The sequence below is a fragment of the Nakamurella aerolata genome (assembly GCF_013002705.1).
GTDB classification, from domain to species: Bacteria; Actinomycetota; Actinomycetes; order Mycobacteriales; family Nakamurellaceae; genus Nakamurella; species Nakamurella aerolata.
Window position 1 is genome coordinate 1 of record NZ_JABEND010000005.1, and the last position, 15,191, is coordinate 15,191.

General features: G+C 70.6%; 12 protein-coding genes. 2 read left to right on the forward strand and 10 right to left on the reverse strand.

Annotated elements, in window-relative coordinates:
- A partial coding sequence (locus HKD39_RS10015; protein ID WP_171199748.1) for a transposase occupies positions 1-196 on the forward strand: 196 nt, incomplete at its 5' end.
- 125 nt (positions 197-321) lie between these two features.
- Here the strand turns inward: HKD39_RS10015 and HKD39_RS10020 are convergent.
- The gene (locus tag HKD39_RS10020) at positions 322-1,233 is read right to left on the reverse strand and encodes an HNH endonuclease (protein WP_212754406.1); all 912 of its coding nucleotides are present in this window, start codon (positions 1,231-1,233) and stop codon (positions 322-324) included.
- Between the two features lie 159 nt (positions 1,234-1,392).
- On the opposite strand from HKD39_RS10020, the gene HKD39_RS10025 reads away from it, so the two are divergent.
- Entirely contained in the window at positions 1,393-1,950 is a 558-nt protein-coding gene (locus HKD39_RS10025; protein ID WP_171199749.1) for an rRNA adenine N-6-methyltransferase family protein, read from the forward strand.
- Between the two features lie 6 nt (positions 1,951-1,956).
- Here the strand turns inward: HKD39_RS10025 and HKD39_RS10030 are convergent, their stop codons facing one another.
- From HKD39_RS10030 to HKD39_RS10070, 9 genes are all read right to left on the reverse strand, one after another.
- A complete protein-coding gene (locus HKD39_RS10030; RefSeq protein WP_171199750.1) occupies positions 1,957-3,024 on the reverse strand; it encodes a lactonase family protein in 1,068 nt (355 codons plus the stop codon).
- A gap of 65 nt (positions 3,025-3,089) precedes the next feature.
- The gene (locus HKD39_RS10035; protein WP_171199751.1) at positions 3,090-3,824 is read right to left on the reverse strand and encodes a cell division protein FtsQ/DivIB; all 735 of its coding nucleotides are present in this window, start codon (positions 3,822-3,824) and stop codon (positions 3,090-3,092) included.
- Positions 3,821-5,431, reverse strand: coding sequence for a UDP-N-acetylmuramate--L-alanine ligase (gene murC, locus HKD39_RS10040; RefSeq protein WP_171199752.1), 1,611 nt, complete (start codon positions 5,429-5,431; stop codon positions 3,821-3,823). Before murC ends, HKD39_RS10035 begins: the two co-directional genes overlap by 4 nt.
- The gene (murG, locus tag HKD39_RS10045) at positions 5,428-6,672 is read right to left on the reverse strand and encodes an undecaprenyldiphospho-muramoylpentapeptide beta-N-acetylglucosaminyltransferase (protein WP_343074679.1); all 1,245 of its coding nucleotides are present in this window, start codon (positions 6,670-6,672) and stop codon (positions 5,428-5,430) included. Before murG ends, murC begins: the two co-directional genes overlap by 4 nt.
- 131 nt (positions 6,673-6,803) lie before the next feature.
- A complete protein-coding gene (gene ftsW / locus HKD39_RS10050; RefSeq protein WP_171199754.1) occupies positions 6,804-8,618 on the reverse strand; it encodes a putative lipid II flippase FtsW in 1,815 nt (604 codons plus the stop codon).
- Positions 8,615-10,426, reverse strand: a complete 1,812-nt coding sequence (locus tag HKD39_RS19560) for a Mur ligase family protein (RefSeq protein ID WP_246232405.1) — start codon at positions 10,424-10,426, stop codon at positions 8,615-8,617. Before HKD39_RS19560 ends, ftsW begins: the two co-directional genes overlap by 4 nt.
- Before the next feature lie 5 nt (positions 10,427-10,431).
- Complete coding sequence (mraY, locus tag HKD39_RS10060; RefSeq protein WP_171199755.1) at positions 10,432-11,520, reverse strand: phospho-N-acetylmuramoyl-pentapeptide-transferase; 1,089 nt, start codon at positions 11,518-11,520, stop codon at positions 10,432-10,434.
- Positions 11,521-11,719: 199 nt separating this feature from the next.
- Entirely contained in the window at positions 11,720-13,411 is a 1,692-nt protein-coding gene (locus tag HKD39_RS10065; RefSeq protein ID WP_171199756.1) for a UDP-N-acetylmuramoyl-tripeptide--D-alanyl-D-alanine ligase, read from the reverse strand.
- Positions 13,408-15,186 (reverse strand): UDP-N-acetylmuramoyl-L-alanyl-D-glutamate--2,6-diaminopimelate ligase, encoded by a 1,779-nt coding sequence (locus HKD39_RS10070; RefSeq protein WP_171199757.1) that lies wholly within the window; start codon positions 15,184-15,186, stop codon positions 13,408-13,410. The genes HKD39_RS10065 and HKD39_RS10070 overlap by 4 nt, the downstream gene beginning before the upstream one ends.
- Positions 15,187-15,191 lie beyond the last annotated feature (5 nt).

Consider the following 15,191-nt stretch of genomic DNA (forward strand, 5'->3'; position numbering starts at 1 on the left):
CGCGACGATCGACACCTGGTGGCCCGCGATCCAGATCGCCCTGACCGAGGGCGTCAGCAACGCCCGTACCGAGGGCTACAACCGGATCATCAAACAAACCAAACGCGTGGCCTGCGGGTTCCGCAACATGACCAACTACCGAAGGCGCATCATGATCCACATCGCCGTCACCCGACAGCGACCGACCGCAGCATGAACGACCCACCCCGCGGAAAGTCGAAGAGCCAGCTTACGTGCATATCGAATGCACATGCTGGGCCCACCAGTGCCGCGACGACGCATCCTACCTGCGGGTATCGACGGAAGCTTCGCGACTGGAGATTAGGCACCCCGGGCGAAGGATTCATGATGAAGCGCCAGTAGGTCAGGGTTTGGCCACTCACTTCTTGACCTGGGCAACGCCCGCAACCGCTGGCCGTGGAGTCGCTTGAGCCCGTGCTCGAGCAGGGGACCGTCGATCTCGACCAGGATGTCCGAGCGAATCTGGATGTCAAGGTCAGGTGTAACACCAAGGATGCCAGCGTCGTAGGCCGCATGGTGAATCTTGCACATGGCGAGTCCATTTCGGACGGCCGCGCCTCCGAGTTCATGGCGATCCGCAACAATATGCGCGGCGTCGAGCAAGACAGCGTGCGCTAGAGCGCAGACCGAGCATCGATACTCGTAGGCACGCATCACCATGCTTCGAAACACGGGTTGATGCAGCCGTCGCATCACCTCAGCACGAACATACCGACGAAGTGTCTCCTCGATGACAGACTCCGGCTGCATGGACTGTAGGCCGTCGGTCGCGACCACGAACTGATGCGAATCCGGTTCCTCGCCGATGAGGTACACAGGGTAGATCGGCTTGTACTGGGCAGGGCCAACGCCCCAGAACCAGATCAGTGGCGCCCGCTTATTCATTGCGTGACGAAGCGCGCGGTTCTCGAAATGGTTGCCGTCCTTGCCGCGCCACTTGTACCGCAGGAACCCGTCCGCTCCGACTGCATCGTCGTATGGACGAACCTGCTCGTTGCGACGCCAGACGGTTCGTATCGATAGTGCCGCCACAAGCTCCTTCGGCTTACGGATCCCGAGCTGGCGATCCATGAGTCGGAAGGCGACCCCCTGGAACTCGAAATCAGCGATCTCGTCGGTTGACAACGCGTCACACCCGTCTGCCGTCCGTCGGGCCAACCAGTCCATCGCAGCGACGCGCAACTCGAGGTCGCGGTGATCGTCCCAGGTCATGGCTACATCGTGGCACTTCAACCCGTCTGACGCCTCAGATGTGACCCGGGTACACGCGCCGTTGGCGCACGACGAAACGGCGGTCCTTAATTGGTTGCCGACACCCAACGGCGATCCCTACCGTGGGCGACATGTTCATGGTCTTTGTGATGGTGCGTCGTGTCCGCGGGCGGGGAGAGCCGGCGGGCGTGGGGATGGCATCCGCTTACTGACAGCTGGGCGCGGCGGGTGGTCGCGGAGGCGGACGTCGGCGAGGGCGATGTGGTGGTGGATCTGGGCGCGGGAGCGGGAGCGCTCGCGGCGCCGCTGCTGCGGGCGGGAGCGCGCGTCACCGCCGTGGAACTGCACCGGCGCAGGGCCGAGCAGCTGCGGCGCAGGTTCGGCGACAACGAGAACTTCCGGCTCTTGGTGACCGACGCGGCGGCGTTCAGGTTGCCGCAGCGGCCGTTTCGGGTCGTCGCGAGTGTGCCGTACTCCTCCGCGTCGGCGATCGTTCGCCGGCTGCTGGCACGCGACAGCCTGCTGGTGCAGGCGGACATTGTCGTCCAGCGGCAGTTCGCGCGGCGCGTCGTCGAGGGCGGGCTGAACGCTCGCGGGCAGGGACGGTTCAGGGGGGAGATCGTTCGGCCACTCCCCCGGTCGGCCTTCCGGCCGCCGCCGCGGGTGGACTCGGTGCTGCTGCGGATCAGTCGCGGCCGCCCACCCCGCCGGCGTTAGCGACGCTCAGCTCGGCAACAGACACGCCGGCGAACCGGCGGGCACCCGCTGCACCGATTCGCCGGGCAGTCCGTCGGCGTCACGTGGCAGCACCGCGATGTCGCCGGAACGCTGGTTGGCGACCAGCAGCACCCGGCGGTCGCCCAGCGTGGTCGGCAGGTGATGGCGGGGCCAGTCGCCGCCGGACGAAACCCGCGACAGCACAGCGGGTTCCTGGTCAACCGACAGCGTCACGATCAGGTTCGCGCTGCGCACCCCGGCGTACAGCTTGCTGTTGTCCTCCGACAAGCACAGCTCGGCGGCCGCATCCGGCTCCCTACCTGCGCTCTCGGCGGTGTCTTCCAACAGCGACACTCGGCTGGTGATCGCATAGCCGCCACCAGCCTCGGCAACGCCCTCGGCGTCACCGTCCGGATCGGCGTCCGGCGACAGCGTGATCACCTCGCACGAATACTCGGTCACGACGAACAGCCGCCCGTCCGGGTGCAGCGCCAGGTGCCGTGGCCCGCTGCCCTCCGGCAACACCACCGCTCCGTCGTCCAGCAGCCCCACCTGATCGTCCAACCGCCAGAAGCGGATGGTGTCGTGCCCCAGGTCGGCGCTGGCCACCCGGCCGTCACCCAGATACACCGACGAGTGCGCGCGGGACTGCCGCGGACGCTCCGGCGAATACGGATCGAGCCCCGGCTCCCCCACCGCCGACTGCCCCAGCCCGCCCTCGGCATCGACGTCGTAGCGGATCAGCTTCCCGTCGCCGTAACAGGCCGCCAGCAGCGCCGAATACTCCGGCACAAACGTCAACTGGCACACGATGTCTCCGGCCGGCACCGGGTCGCCGCACGGCCGCAGGCCCTCCTCGCCGTCGGACGAGAACTCCTGCACCTGACCCGTCATCTCCAGCGCCGCGTACACCATCGGCAGCTGCGGATGCGCCGTCAACCACGACGGCGAGTCCGCCTCGACCACGTCCCAGCTGTCACCGAGCAGACCGTCGGGCTCCGTTGCCACGGCGGCGATCCCGGTGGCAGCGCCGTCGCCGGAGGCGGTGTACCCGCCGATCCAATACATGCTCATCGCTGTCCTCACTTGTTGGTACTTGTTGGTCGCCCTGTCCGCAACGACGGCAACCGGCCGGGAAACTACTTGACCGTCACCCGATCCGGGTTGGTCAGGTTGAACGTTGTCCCCTTCTCGTTCAGCAACAGCGCCAGCACCTGGGCCTTGCGCTGCGCCTGGGTGCCGTCGCCCCAGATCACCTTGCGACCGTCGTCGAGCACCAGCACCACCTCGTACGGGCTGCCGGCGGTGATGCTGGACACCAAGCGGGACACCGACTCCGGCAGGCTGTTCGCCACCGAGATGGCCGCCTTGGTGGCGGGGTCGCCAGGGCCAGGCGTCGCCAACTGCAGCACCGGCAGCGTCGCCGGCCGGCCGGTCTGCGCCAGGTACGGCAGCCCGGTGGAGTCCATCAGCCACCAGCGGCCGTTGGCCTGAGTGGTCGCCACCGGTACCCGCTGCTGCACTGTCACCTGCACCTGGTCGGGCCAGCGCCGCGTCACCGTCGCGTCGGCCACCTGCGGAATATCGGAGATCGAAGCGTCCAACGCCTCTAGATCGACCGACACCAGCGGCTTGCCGATCTCTTGTGCGGTGCGCTGCCGAACCTGTTGCGACACTTCGGCATCGGCGCCCATCACCGTTACCTGCCCGACCGCCAACCAGCTGCTGCGGTACAGCACGTACCAGCCGCCCGCCAGCAGGGTCAGTACCAGTGTGAACGCCAGCACCCACGGCCAGTTCCGGCGCCGGCGCGGCGAGCGCGGCCGCGCTGCCCTGCTCGCGCCCTGCTCCTGACGCTCGGTGGTTGCCGTCATCGGCCGTCCTCCCCACGCGCCGCAGGTCCGGTTCCAGCGGCATCATCACCAGCACCGGCAGGATCACCGGATCCCTTGACCGCCAACGCTTCCAGCAGCAGCGGGCCCACCGAGGTGATGTCGCCGGCGCCCATGGTGATGATCACGTCGCCGGGCCGCGCCAGCTCGGCGACCGCACCGGCCGCGCTGCTCAGGTGCGGGTGGAACACCACCTGGGTGTCGCCGCCGATCCGGCCGCTGATCAGCTCTCCGGTGACGCCTGGCTCCGGATCTTCTCGCGCCCCATACACATCCAGCACCACCGCCACGTCGGCCCGGCCGAGCGCCTCGGCGAACTCGTCGGCAAACATCCGGGTTCTCGAGTACAGGTGCGGTTGGAACACCACCACCAACCGGCCGCCGTCCGGCACCACCGCGCGGGCCGCCGTCAGCTGCGCCCGCACCTTGGTCGGGTTGTGCGCGTAGTCGTCGTACACGGCGACGTCGCCGGCCCTGCCCTTGAACTCGAACCGGCGCCGCACTCCCGAGTACGACGCCAACCCCTCGGCCATGGTCTGCGCCGGGACGCCGAGCTCGAGGCCGGCGCCCAGCGCCGCGGCGGCGTCCAAAAGCATGTGCTCACCAGGGAATTGCAGCTCGAGCCGGACCGGCGCCCCGCCGGGCACCGTGACCTCGGCGCTGATGGTGTGCCCGTCCCGCGTGGTCGGGCCGATGCGCAGGTCGACACCCGCACGCTGGCCGTAGCGGATCACCCGCGGCCCGGCACCAGGCGCGGCGGCCAGCCGCTCCAGCAGTTCCGCCACCCCCGGGTCGTCGCCGTCGGCGACCAGGAACCCGCCGGGTTGGATCCGGTCGACGAACTGATCGAACACCGCGGCGTAGGCCTCGGCGGTGCCGTGCTGGTCGAGGTGATCGGGCTCCAGGTTGGTGATCACCGCGCCGTGCGGGGTGAACGCCAGGAACGATCCGTCGGACTCGTCGGCCTCCGCGACGAACACGTCACCGGTGCCGTAGTGCGCGCCGGCGCCGGACTCGTTGAGCTCGCCGCCGATCGCGAATGATGGGTCCAGCCCGGCGTGCTGCAACGCCATCGTCAACATCGAGGTGGTGGTGGTCTTGCCGTGGGTTCCAGCGATGCAGACGCTGCGCAGGTCGGACATCAACGCCGCCAACGCTTCTGCCCGGTGCACCACGGGAATGCCGCGCTCGCGGGCGGCCGCCAGCTCCGGGTTGTCCGGCCGGATCGCGGTCGACACCACCACCGCGGTCGGTGGCTCGCCGAGCAGCTCGAGGTTCTCGGCGCGCTGCCCGATAGCGGTCGTCACCCCGCGCGCCGACAGGCCGGACACGATGTGGCTGCCCTTGGCGTCCGACCCGGACACCCGCGCGCCGCGGTCGGCCAGCAGCCGGGCGATCGCGCTCATCCCGGCGCCGCCGACGCCGATCAGGTGCACCCGATCCAGCGAAACCCCGCTGCTGGTCAGCGGAATCGCCGAGCGGCCGGCGCTGCCGACACCCGAGACACCGCCGGGAGCACCCGAAACATCACCGGCACCCGAAACATCGCCGGCACCGGTGCTGGGACCAGTGGGCGGGACGCCCGTCATCGGCGCCACCCCCGCCAGCGGGTGTGCCGGCGCGGACCGGACTCGGCGGCCTCGGTGACGATCTCGGCCAGCTCGGCGCCGACGTCGTGCCCACCCACCGTTGTGGCCGCCTGCTGCATGCTGCGGAAACGCTGCGCCGCAGCGGGATCCGAGCCGGACAACAGCGGAATCACCTGCTCGGCAACGGCTTCGGCGGTGAGGCCCGCGTTGTCGATGACGAACGCGCTGCCGGCATCGATCTGCCCGGTCGCGTTCAACCGCTGTTCGCCGTTGCCGTGCGGCAGCGGCACGTACACCGCAGGCAGCCCGACCGCCCCGATCTCGGCGACCGTCATCGCCCCGGAACGGCCGAGCACCAGATCGGCGGCGGCGAACGCCAGGTCCATCCGGTCCAGGTACGGCACCACGACGTACGGCGGCGCACTCTTCCCGGGCTGGGCCGATGACGCTGACGACGCTGACGACGCCGACGACACCGGTGGCAGGGTGATCTCATTCTTGCGGCCGGCGGCGTGCAGCACCCCGACACCGGCGGCGGCGAACTGCGGCGCGGCGCCACTGACGGCGTCGTTGATGCGTTGCGCCCCTTGCGATCCACCCCATACCAGCAGGGTCGGCGCGTCCGGGTCGAGCCCGAAGAACTGGCGGGCCTGCGCACGCAGCGCTGCCCTGTCCAGGTTCGCCAGCTCCGGGCGCACCGGGATGCCGATCACCTTGGCGTTCGCCAACCCCGAGCCCTCGACCGCAGCCGCGACGGTGGTGGCGAACCTGGCACCGATCTTGTTGGCCAGCCCGGCGCGGGCGTTCGCCTCGTGGATGACGATCGGCACCCGGCGGCGCGCCGCCAGGTAGGCCGGCAGCGCGACGTAGCCGCCGAAGCCGACCACCACGTCGACATTGCGGTCGGCCATCACCTTGCGGGTGGCCTTGATGGCCTTGCGCAGCCGCGGCAGCAGCGTCAGCAAATCTTTGGAAGGCTTGCGCGGCAACGGCACCGGCGGGATCAGCTCGAGGTCGTAGCCGCGCTGCGGCACCAGCGTGGTCTCCAAACCACGTGGGGTGCCGAGCGCGGCGATCTGCACGGCGGGGTCGTCGGCGCGCAGCGCGTCGGCCACCGCCAGCGCCGGTTGGATGTGGCCCGCGGTGCCGCCACCGGCCAACAACACCGACAGTGGTCGCCGGTCGGCGCTCGAACTGCCGGCGGCGCCGGCATCGCGGCCCGGTGCCGTCGGCGGGTTCACCCCGGACGGCCGCGCGCCGGACGAATGTGCGCCGGACGAGTGCGCAGTGGATGACTGCGCGCTGGACGAATTCACGCTGGGTGGGTTCACGCTGGACGAATTCACGCTGGATGGGTTCACGTTCTCAGAGTTCATGCGCTGCGCCTGCGGGGATCGCTGGGCGGATTCGGTTGCCGGGTGCGGGATTGGCCACCGCGACCGGTCGGCGGTGACACCGGCGAGGTCCGGCCGGAAGGGGCATTGCGCGGTTGCCGGAGCGGCGGTTGCTCCGGTCGCGATCGGGGTTGGTCGGTCCGCGATCGAGACTCGGCCCGGCCACCGGCGACCACCCGCTGACCGCCACGCTTGGTCCGCCGTCCGGCGGCCTGATCGGCACGCGAACTCCCGGCACGCGAACCCGCGCCGCGGGAACGATCCGCACCAGGACGATCGGCACCCGAACTCGCTGCGCGGGAACGATCGCCGCGTGGGCGGCCGGGCTGCGAACGCTCGTCACGCGGGCCGACGGGCGGCCGACGACCGCCGCCGCTCTCGGCCGTGACCGCGGCCCGGCCGGCACGCTCACGTTCAGCACGCTGACGGTCGGCACGCTGGCGGTCGGCCCGCTCGCGAGCGGCGATCTCCTTGCGCTTCTTGGCTTCCGCCCTGCGCTCGGCCCGAGCGGCGACCTTCTTCGCGGTGCGCTTGGGGGTGCTGCCAGAACCCGGCTCGGGCGGGTGAATACCGAGGAACCGGGCGACCGGCCCAGGACCACCGGCATGCAGCGCGGCCGCCGCTGCCGGCTCCCGCCGGGCCAGGTTGGCCAGCACCCCGAACGCCGTCATGGTCACCACCAGCGACGAGCCGCCGGAAGAGATCAGCGGCAGCGTCAGGCCCGTCGTCGGCAACACCCCGACCACGTAACCGATGTTGATCGCGGCCTGCCCGACCAGCCACACGGTGATCGACCCCGCGGCGATCTTGGCGAACGGGTCGACATTGCGGCGGGCGATGCGCAGCCCGGTGTAGGCCAGCGCGGCGAACATCGCGATGACAAGGCCGGCGCCGATCAGCCCGAGCTCCTCACCGATGATCGCGAAGATGAAATCGGAATCGGCGAACGGCAACCAGCGCCACTTCTGCACCGAATTACCAAGCCCTACACCGAAAATGCCGCCGCGGCCCATCCCGTACAGACCCTGGAACAGCTGGAAGCTGGCGTCCGGATCTTTCGCGGGGTTGACGAACGCCAGCAGCCGCGCCATCCGGTAGTCGGCTGAGGTGGCCAGGTACAGCATGCCGCCGACGGCCAGCACCGCCGCAAGGCTGTACAGCCACAGCGGCGCCCCGGCGAACCACATCACCGCGCCCAGCACAATGGCCAGCACAATCAGCGTGCCCAGGTCCGGCTGCAGCATCACCAACAGCGCGATCAACCCGGCCACCGGGATCACCGGGATCAGCAACTGCTTCAAAGACCCCAGCGACGAACGCTTCGCGGCGAAAACGTGCGCCGCCCACAGCAACAACGCGAGCTTGGCGAACTCACTGGGCTGCAACGAGAATCCGCCGCCCAGCGAAATCCAGCTGCGCGCGCCGTTGGTCATCTTGCCGACGACAAGCACCGCAGCCAACAGCACCAGGCTGACCATGACGAAGGCCGTTGACCAGGCCCGCACCACCCGCACCGGTAGCCGCACCGCCACCATGAAACCGATGGCGCCGATCACCGCAAAGATCAACTGCCGCTGGAACACTGAGAACGACGAGTTGTCGCAGACCTGCGGTCCGTCCTTCGGACCCAGATTGGCCAGGCACGAGGTGTACGACACCACCGACGACGAAGACAGCACCATGATCAGCCCGGTCACCAGCAGCAGCGACATCAGCGCCACCACCAGGTGGAAGGACGTCATCGGCCGGTCCAGCCAGCCCTTGAGCCGGCGGCCGACAGCGGCGGGCGTCACCGGCCGACCTGCCCGGCGAGCTGGCGGGCGGCGGCAGCGAACGCCTCCCCCCGCGCAGCGTAGGAGGCAAACATGTCCAGCGACGCCGCGGTGGGCGCCAGCAGCACGGTGACGGAATCACGCGGCTGCTCGGTCACCTCAGGTGCGTCCTCTCCGGCGGCAGCATCTGATTGCCACCCTCCGGCGGCAGCATCTGACTGCCACCCTCCGGCGGCGGTGGCCAGCTGCCACGCCGCGCTCACCGCGCGCTGCATCGTTTCATCGTCGTTGCTGGGCAGTTCGATCCGCGGGACATCGGGCGCGTGTCGGCGCAGAGCCTGCGCAATGAGCGGCGCGTCCACCCCGAACAGCACCACCCCGGCGAGCCGGTCGGCGACCTGCCGCACCAACTCGTCGACCGACGCGCCCTTGAGTTGCCCGCCGGCCAGCCACACCACCCGCGGGTAGGCAAGCAGTGACGCCGCGGCGGCGTGCGGGTTGGTGGCCTTGGAGTCGTTGACGAAAGTGACGGTGCCGCCCGCGGTTTCGCCCCCTGGCAGGACGACGGTCGCGACCGGCTCGTTGCGGTGCGCGCCGGGCGCCAGCTCGCGCACCGCGGCGGCGATCGCCTCGGGTGGGACGCCGACCGCGCGGGCCAGCGCCGCCGCGGCGATCGCGTTGCTCAGGTTGTGGTCCCCCGGCAGGGGCAGGTCGGCCACCGCGAACAACTCGCGCTCGGCGGGGGCAGCGTCGTGCGGCCACGCAACAGCGTTCTCCACCACCGACCCGCTGTGCTGATTGCGGCTCCCCACCACACCGCCGCTGTCCCCATTGCGGCTCCCCACCACACCGCCGCTGGTGACGCCGATCTGGCCGGGCGCCGGTTCACCCAGGGTGACGCCCACCCGCAGCGGCGCCGGCGACTGGGCCAGCAGGGCGGCGGCCCCTGGGTCGTCGACGACGGCGACCGCGACGTCGCCGGTCAGCGCGCGGGCCTTGTCGGCGGCGTACCCGGCCATCGAACCGTGCCAGTCCAGATGGTCCTCGGCCAGGTTCAGCACCAGACCGGCGGTCGGGTGCAGGCTCGGCGCGTAGTGCAGCTGAAAGCTGGACAGCTCGGCGGCGACCACGTCCTGCCGGCCCGGCGCGGCCTGGTGTTTTGCCGGTCGGTCGGGCAAGGAACCGGCGTCCGCGGAACCGGCGAGCACCGCCTCCAGCACCGGCCAGCCGACGTTGCCGCTGGCCGTCACCTGCTTGCCTCCGGAGCGCAGCATGGCCGCCAGCATCCCGATGGTGGTGGTCTTGCCGTTGGTGCCGGTCACCACCAGCCAGTCGCGCGGCGCGTGCTCGGCACCGGAATCAGCAGCGCTTGGACCTGCAGCTCCGGAACCAGCCGCGCCAGCGCCAGCACCAGCACCAGCAGCGCCGGCGTGGTCCAGCCGCCAGGCCAGCTCCACCTCACCAATCACGTCGATGCCGGCGGCGTAGGCCGCGGCCAGCAGCGGGTGATGCGGCGGGATCCCCGCCGACGTCACCACCAGATCTGGTGCGTCCGGGCCGGACGGAAGCTCCTGCGGATCACCCAGAAACGTCACAGTGCCGTCAGTGCCCACTGCACCGTGAGCGCCGTCAGCACCGCGAGCGCCGTCAGCACCATCAGCCAACTCGAACAGCTCAGCGGGCGGGGTCCGGTTCGCGGTGGCCAGCACCCGGCAGCCCAGCCGCAGCAGCAGCCGCACCACCGGCAGTCCGGTCACGCCGACTCCGGCGGCCAGCACCACGTTGCCGCGGCCCGGCAGCCCTGGCGGCGGATCCTGCAGGTCGCTCATCGCGGTCAGGTGCCGCTGACGCTGAGCCAGTCGGCGTAGAACAGCCCGAGGCCGAGCGCCGCGGCCATCGCCGCCAACAGCCAGAACCGCACCAACACCGTGGTTTCCGGCCAGCCGGCCAGGTCGAAGTGGTGGTGGATGGGCGCCATCTTGAACACCCGCACCTTGCGGGTCTTGTACACCACGATCTGGATGATGTCGGAGATCATCTCGATCACGAACAGTCCGCCGATGGCCACCATCAGCAGCTCGGTCTTGGTGAAGATGCTCAGCCCCGCGACCATCCCGCCGAGCGCCAGCGAACCGGTGTCACCCATGAAGATCTTGGCCGGATGCGCGTTCCACCACAGGAATCCGATGCAGCCGCCGAGCGCCGCAGCGGCGACCACCGCGATGTCGAGCGGGTCGCGCACCTGGTAGCAGCCGCTGGCCAGCACACCCTCGACGCAGGAGTTGCGGAACTGGAAGAAGGCGACGAACACGTAGCTGCCCAGCACCATCACCGAGCTGCCGGCGGCCAGGCCGTCGAGCCCGTCGGTGAAGTTGACCGCGTTGGACCACGCCGAGATCAGGATGACGGCGAACAGCACGAAGCCGACGGTGCCGAAGCTGAGCCAGGCCAGATCACGGGTGTACGACAGGTGCGTCGACGCCGGGGTGAGCCCGCTGTGCGACGAGCGGAACATCAGCGCAAGAATCCCGAAGCTGATTGCAATCAGCAGCTGCCCGACCAGCTTGGCCCGTTTGTTCAGGCCGAGGTTGCGCTTCTTGCGGATCTTGATGAAGTCGTCCAGGAAGCCGACGAGGCCGAGCCCGGTGGTGAGGTACAGCAGCAACCAGGCCGACGCCGTCGGGCCGCCGCCGTCGCCGCCGATCCAGTTGACGACGATGGTCGCCAGGTAGCCGGCCCACATCGCGGTGATGATCGCGACGCCGCCCATGGTCGGGGTGCCGCGCTTGACCTTGTGTGACTGCGGTCCGTCCTCGCGGATCTCCTGCCCGAAGCCGATGCGGGAGAACACCTTGATCAGGTAAGGGGTGAGCGTGATCGCGACGGCGAGGCCGACCACCGCGGCGATCAAGATGTTCTTCACCGGTTCGGTTCCTGGCCTTTCAGGTCAGTGGCTGTCGGGTGGCTGGCTGTTCTGGTGGCTGGCTGTCGGGCGGCTGCTGGCCAGTTCGGATGGCCCGGCTCGGTCGGGTGGCTGGGCATCCGAGTCGGTTGCTCACCCTAGCGGCGATCGGCCCGCCGCTGGGTCCGGCTCCCCGACGCTCCGCGCGCCGGTTCGGGGGTCACGGTGCCGCTCCGGTCTCGCCGGCGACGGCGTCGCCAAGGTAACGCAGCCCGCTGTCGCGGCTGGACTTGAACAACACAACGTCGCCGGGCTGCAGCAGCCGCTTCAGCTCGTCGCGCGCGGTGTCCGCGTCGGCCACCCTGATGATCTGCGGACGTGCGCCCTGGTCGGCTGCCGCTGCCGCCGTCGGTGCCGATGCCGCTGCCGGTGCCGACACCGAGGACGCCCGACGCCCCGACTCGGTTGCCTCGGCGGCGCCGTCGGCAATGTTGCCGGCCAGGTCGCCGACGGTGACGAGCACCGCAACACCCAGCTCGGCGGCCAGCCGGCCCACCTCGGCGTGCAGCCGTGCCTCGTCGGCGCCGAGTTCGAGCATCCCGCCCAGCACCGCGACGGTGCGCCGGCCGGCTGTACCTGCTCCGGTGACGCCACTGCCCTCCACCCCGGCGGCACCGTTAGTACCGGCGGCACCCATGGCGCTGAGCGCACGCAGCGCGGCGGCCATCGACTCGGGGTTGGCGTTGTACGCGTCGTTGATCACCGTGACGCCGTCCTGGCGCTGGTGGATCTCCATCCGCCAGCGGCTCAGCGGCCGGGCCGCGGCCAGCGCCTCGACGATCTGCGGGACGCCCACCCCGGCACGGTGCGCGGCGACGATCACCGCCAGTGCGTTGCGGACCTGGTGCGCCCCGGACACCCCGAGCCGCACCGCGATCGGGTCGGCAAGGCCGAGCACCGCCCCGGTCAGAGTGAAGCCGGCGCGGCCCTGCGCGTCCAGCACCACATCGGCGGCGGTGACGTCGGCGGTGCCGGTGCCGGCCGGTGCGGCCAGCCCGACGGTGATCACCTCGGCGCCGGTGCGCTCGGCCATCGCCGCCACCCGCGGGTCGTCGGCGTTGAGCACCGCAAGCCCGCCGGCACCGTCGGACGTGCCCGGCGGCAGGGCGGCGACCAACTCGGCCTTGGTCTCGGCGATGGCGTCGGCGCTGCCGAACCCGAGCAGGTGCGCGGACCCGACGTTGAGCTCGATGCCGATGTCCGGCGGCGCGATGTCGGTGAGGTAGCGGATGTGCCCCGGCCCGGACGCACCCATCTCGGCGACCAGGTAGCGGGTGCGCCCGGTGATGCGGCACACCGTCAGGGGCACGCCGACCTCGGAGTTGTACGAGCCGACCGGGGCCACCGTCTCGCCTGCGGTGGCCAATACCTGGCCCAGCAGGTCTTTGGTGGAGGTCTTGCCGGAGCTGCCGGTGATCCCGATGACGGTGAAACCCGTTGCCGCATCGGTGTTCCCGGCGGCACTGTCGACCGCATTCGCGGCATGTTCAGTGGCGGCCAGCTCGCGGCGCCGGTCGATCACCGCACGGGCCAGCCGGGCGAACGCCTCCTGCACGGCGTCGTTGTCGGCCACCAACAACAGCGGCACCGGCGTCGCGGCGTCCGTCCCGGTCAGGTCGTCCTCCCGCAGCGGCCGACTGCCCAGCACCGCCACCGCACCGGCCGCGACGGCGGCACCGGCGTAACGGTGGCCGTCGGCGTGCTCGCCGATCCTTGAGATGTACAGCCCGCCCGGGCCGCTCTCCCGGGAATCGGTCACCACCGGTCCGTCCACCAGCAGGTCACCCGCCGTCGACGGGGTCAGGGTGGCGTCGGTCACCTCGGCGATCTCGGCCAGCGTCATCGGAATCATTGCGGCGCCTCACCTTTCCCGACCGACTCACCCTTCCCAGCCGACTCGGCCGCCGATCCCACGCCACCGGCGCCCGACCGCGCGCCCAGCGCGGATTCCAGCTGGCGCAGGTCGGAGAACGGGTGTTTGACGCCGTCGATCTCCTGGCCGGTCTCGTGGCCCTTACCGGCGATCACCACAGCATCACCGTGACCGGCCAGCGCGACGGCCATCGCAATGGCCTCGGCACGGTCGCCGATCTCCAGGATGGTGTCCGCGCGCAGCCGTGCCTCCCCCAGCTCGTCCTCACCCAATTGGTGCGCACCCTCCAGCACGGCAGCGCGAATCTCGTGCGGCACTTCGGATCTCGGGTTGTCGTCGGTAACGATCACCACGTCGGCCAGCTCGACGGCGGCCTGCCCCATCAGCGGCCGCTTGCCGGCGTCCCGGTCGCCGCCGGCGCCCAGCGCCACGATCACCCGGCCGGGCACCGACGCCCGCACCGCGGTGAGCACCGCCCGCACCGCCGCCGGTTTGTGCGCGTAGTCGACCACCGCGAGAAAATCCTGCCCGGCGTCCACCCGCTGCATCCGGCCAGGCACCTGCACGGCGGAAAGTGCCTGCGCCGCTGCCTGTATCGCCGACGGATCGGTGTAACCGGCGGCGTGCACACAGGCCAGCGCCAGCAACGCGTTGCCGGCATTGAACGGCCCAGGCAACCCCAGCTCGGTCTGCAGGGCCAGCCCGTCCGGCCCGGCGATCTGCAGCTGCTGGCGGCCGGTGGCGTCGGCGGTCAGCGCTTCCAGCCGCCAGTCGGCGGCGGCACCGTCCGGCGAGATGGTCACCATCGGGCGGCCGCCGGGGCTGGGGTGCTCGGCGGCCAGTCGGGCACCGTACTCGTCGTCGATGTTGCTGACACCGGCACCGAGCGGGGTGCCGCCGGCCGCGGCGGGCTGTCCGTCGAACAGCGACGCCTTGGCCAGGTAGTAGTCCTCCATGGTGGGGTGAAAGTCCAGATGGTCCTGACTCAGGTTGGCGAAAGCCCCTACCCGGTAACGGGTTCCGCCGACCCGCCCGAGCTGCAGCGCGTGGCTGGACACCTCCATGGCGACCGCCTGGACCCCACGCTGGCACATCACCGCAAGCAACGCCTGCAGATCGGGGGCCTCCGGCGTGGTGAACGCGCTGGGTAGTTCGGTGCTGGTGCCGTCCGGCTCGGTGATGCGGGTCATCACGGTGCCGAGCAGCCCGGTGGTGAGCCCTTGCGCCCGCAGCGCGGCCTCCAACAGGAAGCACGTGGTGGTCTTGCCGGACGTCCCGGTGACGCCGATGATCTGCAGCCGCTCCGACGGGTGGTGGTAGATCGCCGCGGAGGCCGGCCCGAGCGCGCGCCGCGGCTGCTCGGTGAGCAGCACCGGCACCGAAAGACCTTGCTGGCGAACCAGTTCCCGTCCGGCAGCGTCGGTGAGCACCGCCACCGCCCCGGCGGCGACGGCCTGCCCGGCGAACTCGGCGCCGTGCACCCTGGCACCGGGCAGCGCACCGAACAGGTCACCGGGGCGGCAGTCGGCCGCGCGGACCGCTGCGCCGCTGAGCGCCACCTCGTCCGCCGGGTGGTCAACAGAACCCGGTTCCAGCCGCACGGCCAGCGCCGGGTCGAGCCCGGTCGCCACCTCGGCCAGCGGCACCGGGGTGAGCCCGGTCGGTCGGTCGGTCGGGCCGCCAGCCGCTCCGGCGGTCGGGTTACCACCGGCCGGGTCGCTGGGGCCGGCGGGGACACGGGAATCAGACGGCACGGCGG

Excerpts from the sequence above, each read along its gene's own strand:
- HKD39_RS10020 (WP_212754406.1), bottom strand. The coding sequence starts at position 1,233 with ATGACCTGGGACGATCACCGCGACCTCGAGTTGCGCGTCGCTGCGATG.
- HKD39_RS10030 (WP_171199750.1), bottom strand. The coding sequence starts at position 3,024 with ATGAGCATGTATTGGATCGGCGGGTACACCGCCTCCGGCGACGGCGCT.
- HKD39_RS10035 (WP_171199751.1), bottom strand. The coding sequence starts at position 3,824 with ATGACGGCAACCACCGAGCGTCAGGAGCAGGGCGCGAGCAGGGCAGCG.
- murC (WP_171199752.1), bottom strand. The coding sequence starts at position 5,431 with ATGACGGGCGTCCCGCCCACTGGTCCCAGCACCGGTGCCGGCGATGTT.
- HKD39_RS19560 (WP_246232405.1), bottom strand. The coding sequence starts at position 10,426 with ATGAGCGACCTGCAGGATCCGCCGCCAGGGCTGCCGGGCCGCGGCAAC.
- HKD39_RS10065 (WP_171199756.1), bottom strand. The coding sequence starts at position 13,411 with ATGATTCCGATGACGCTGGCCGAGATCGCCGAGGTGACCGACGCCACC.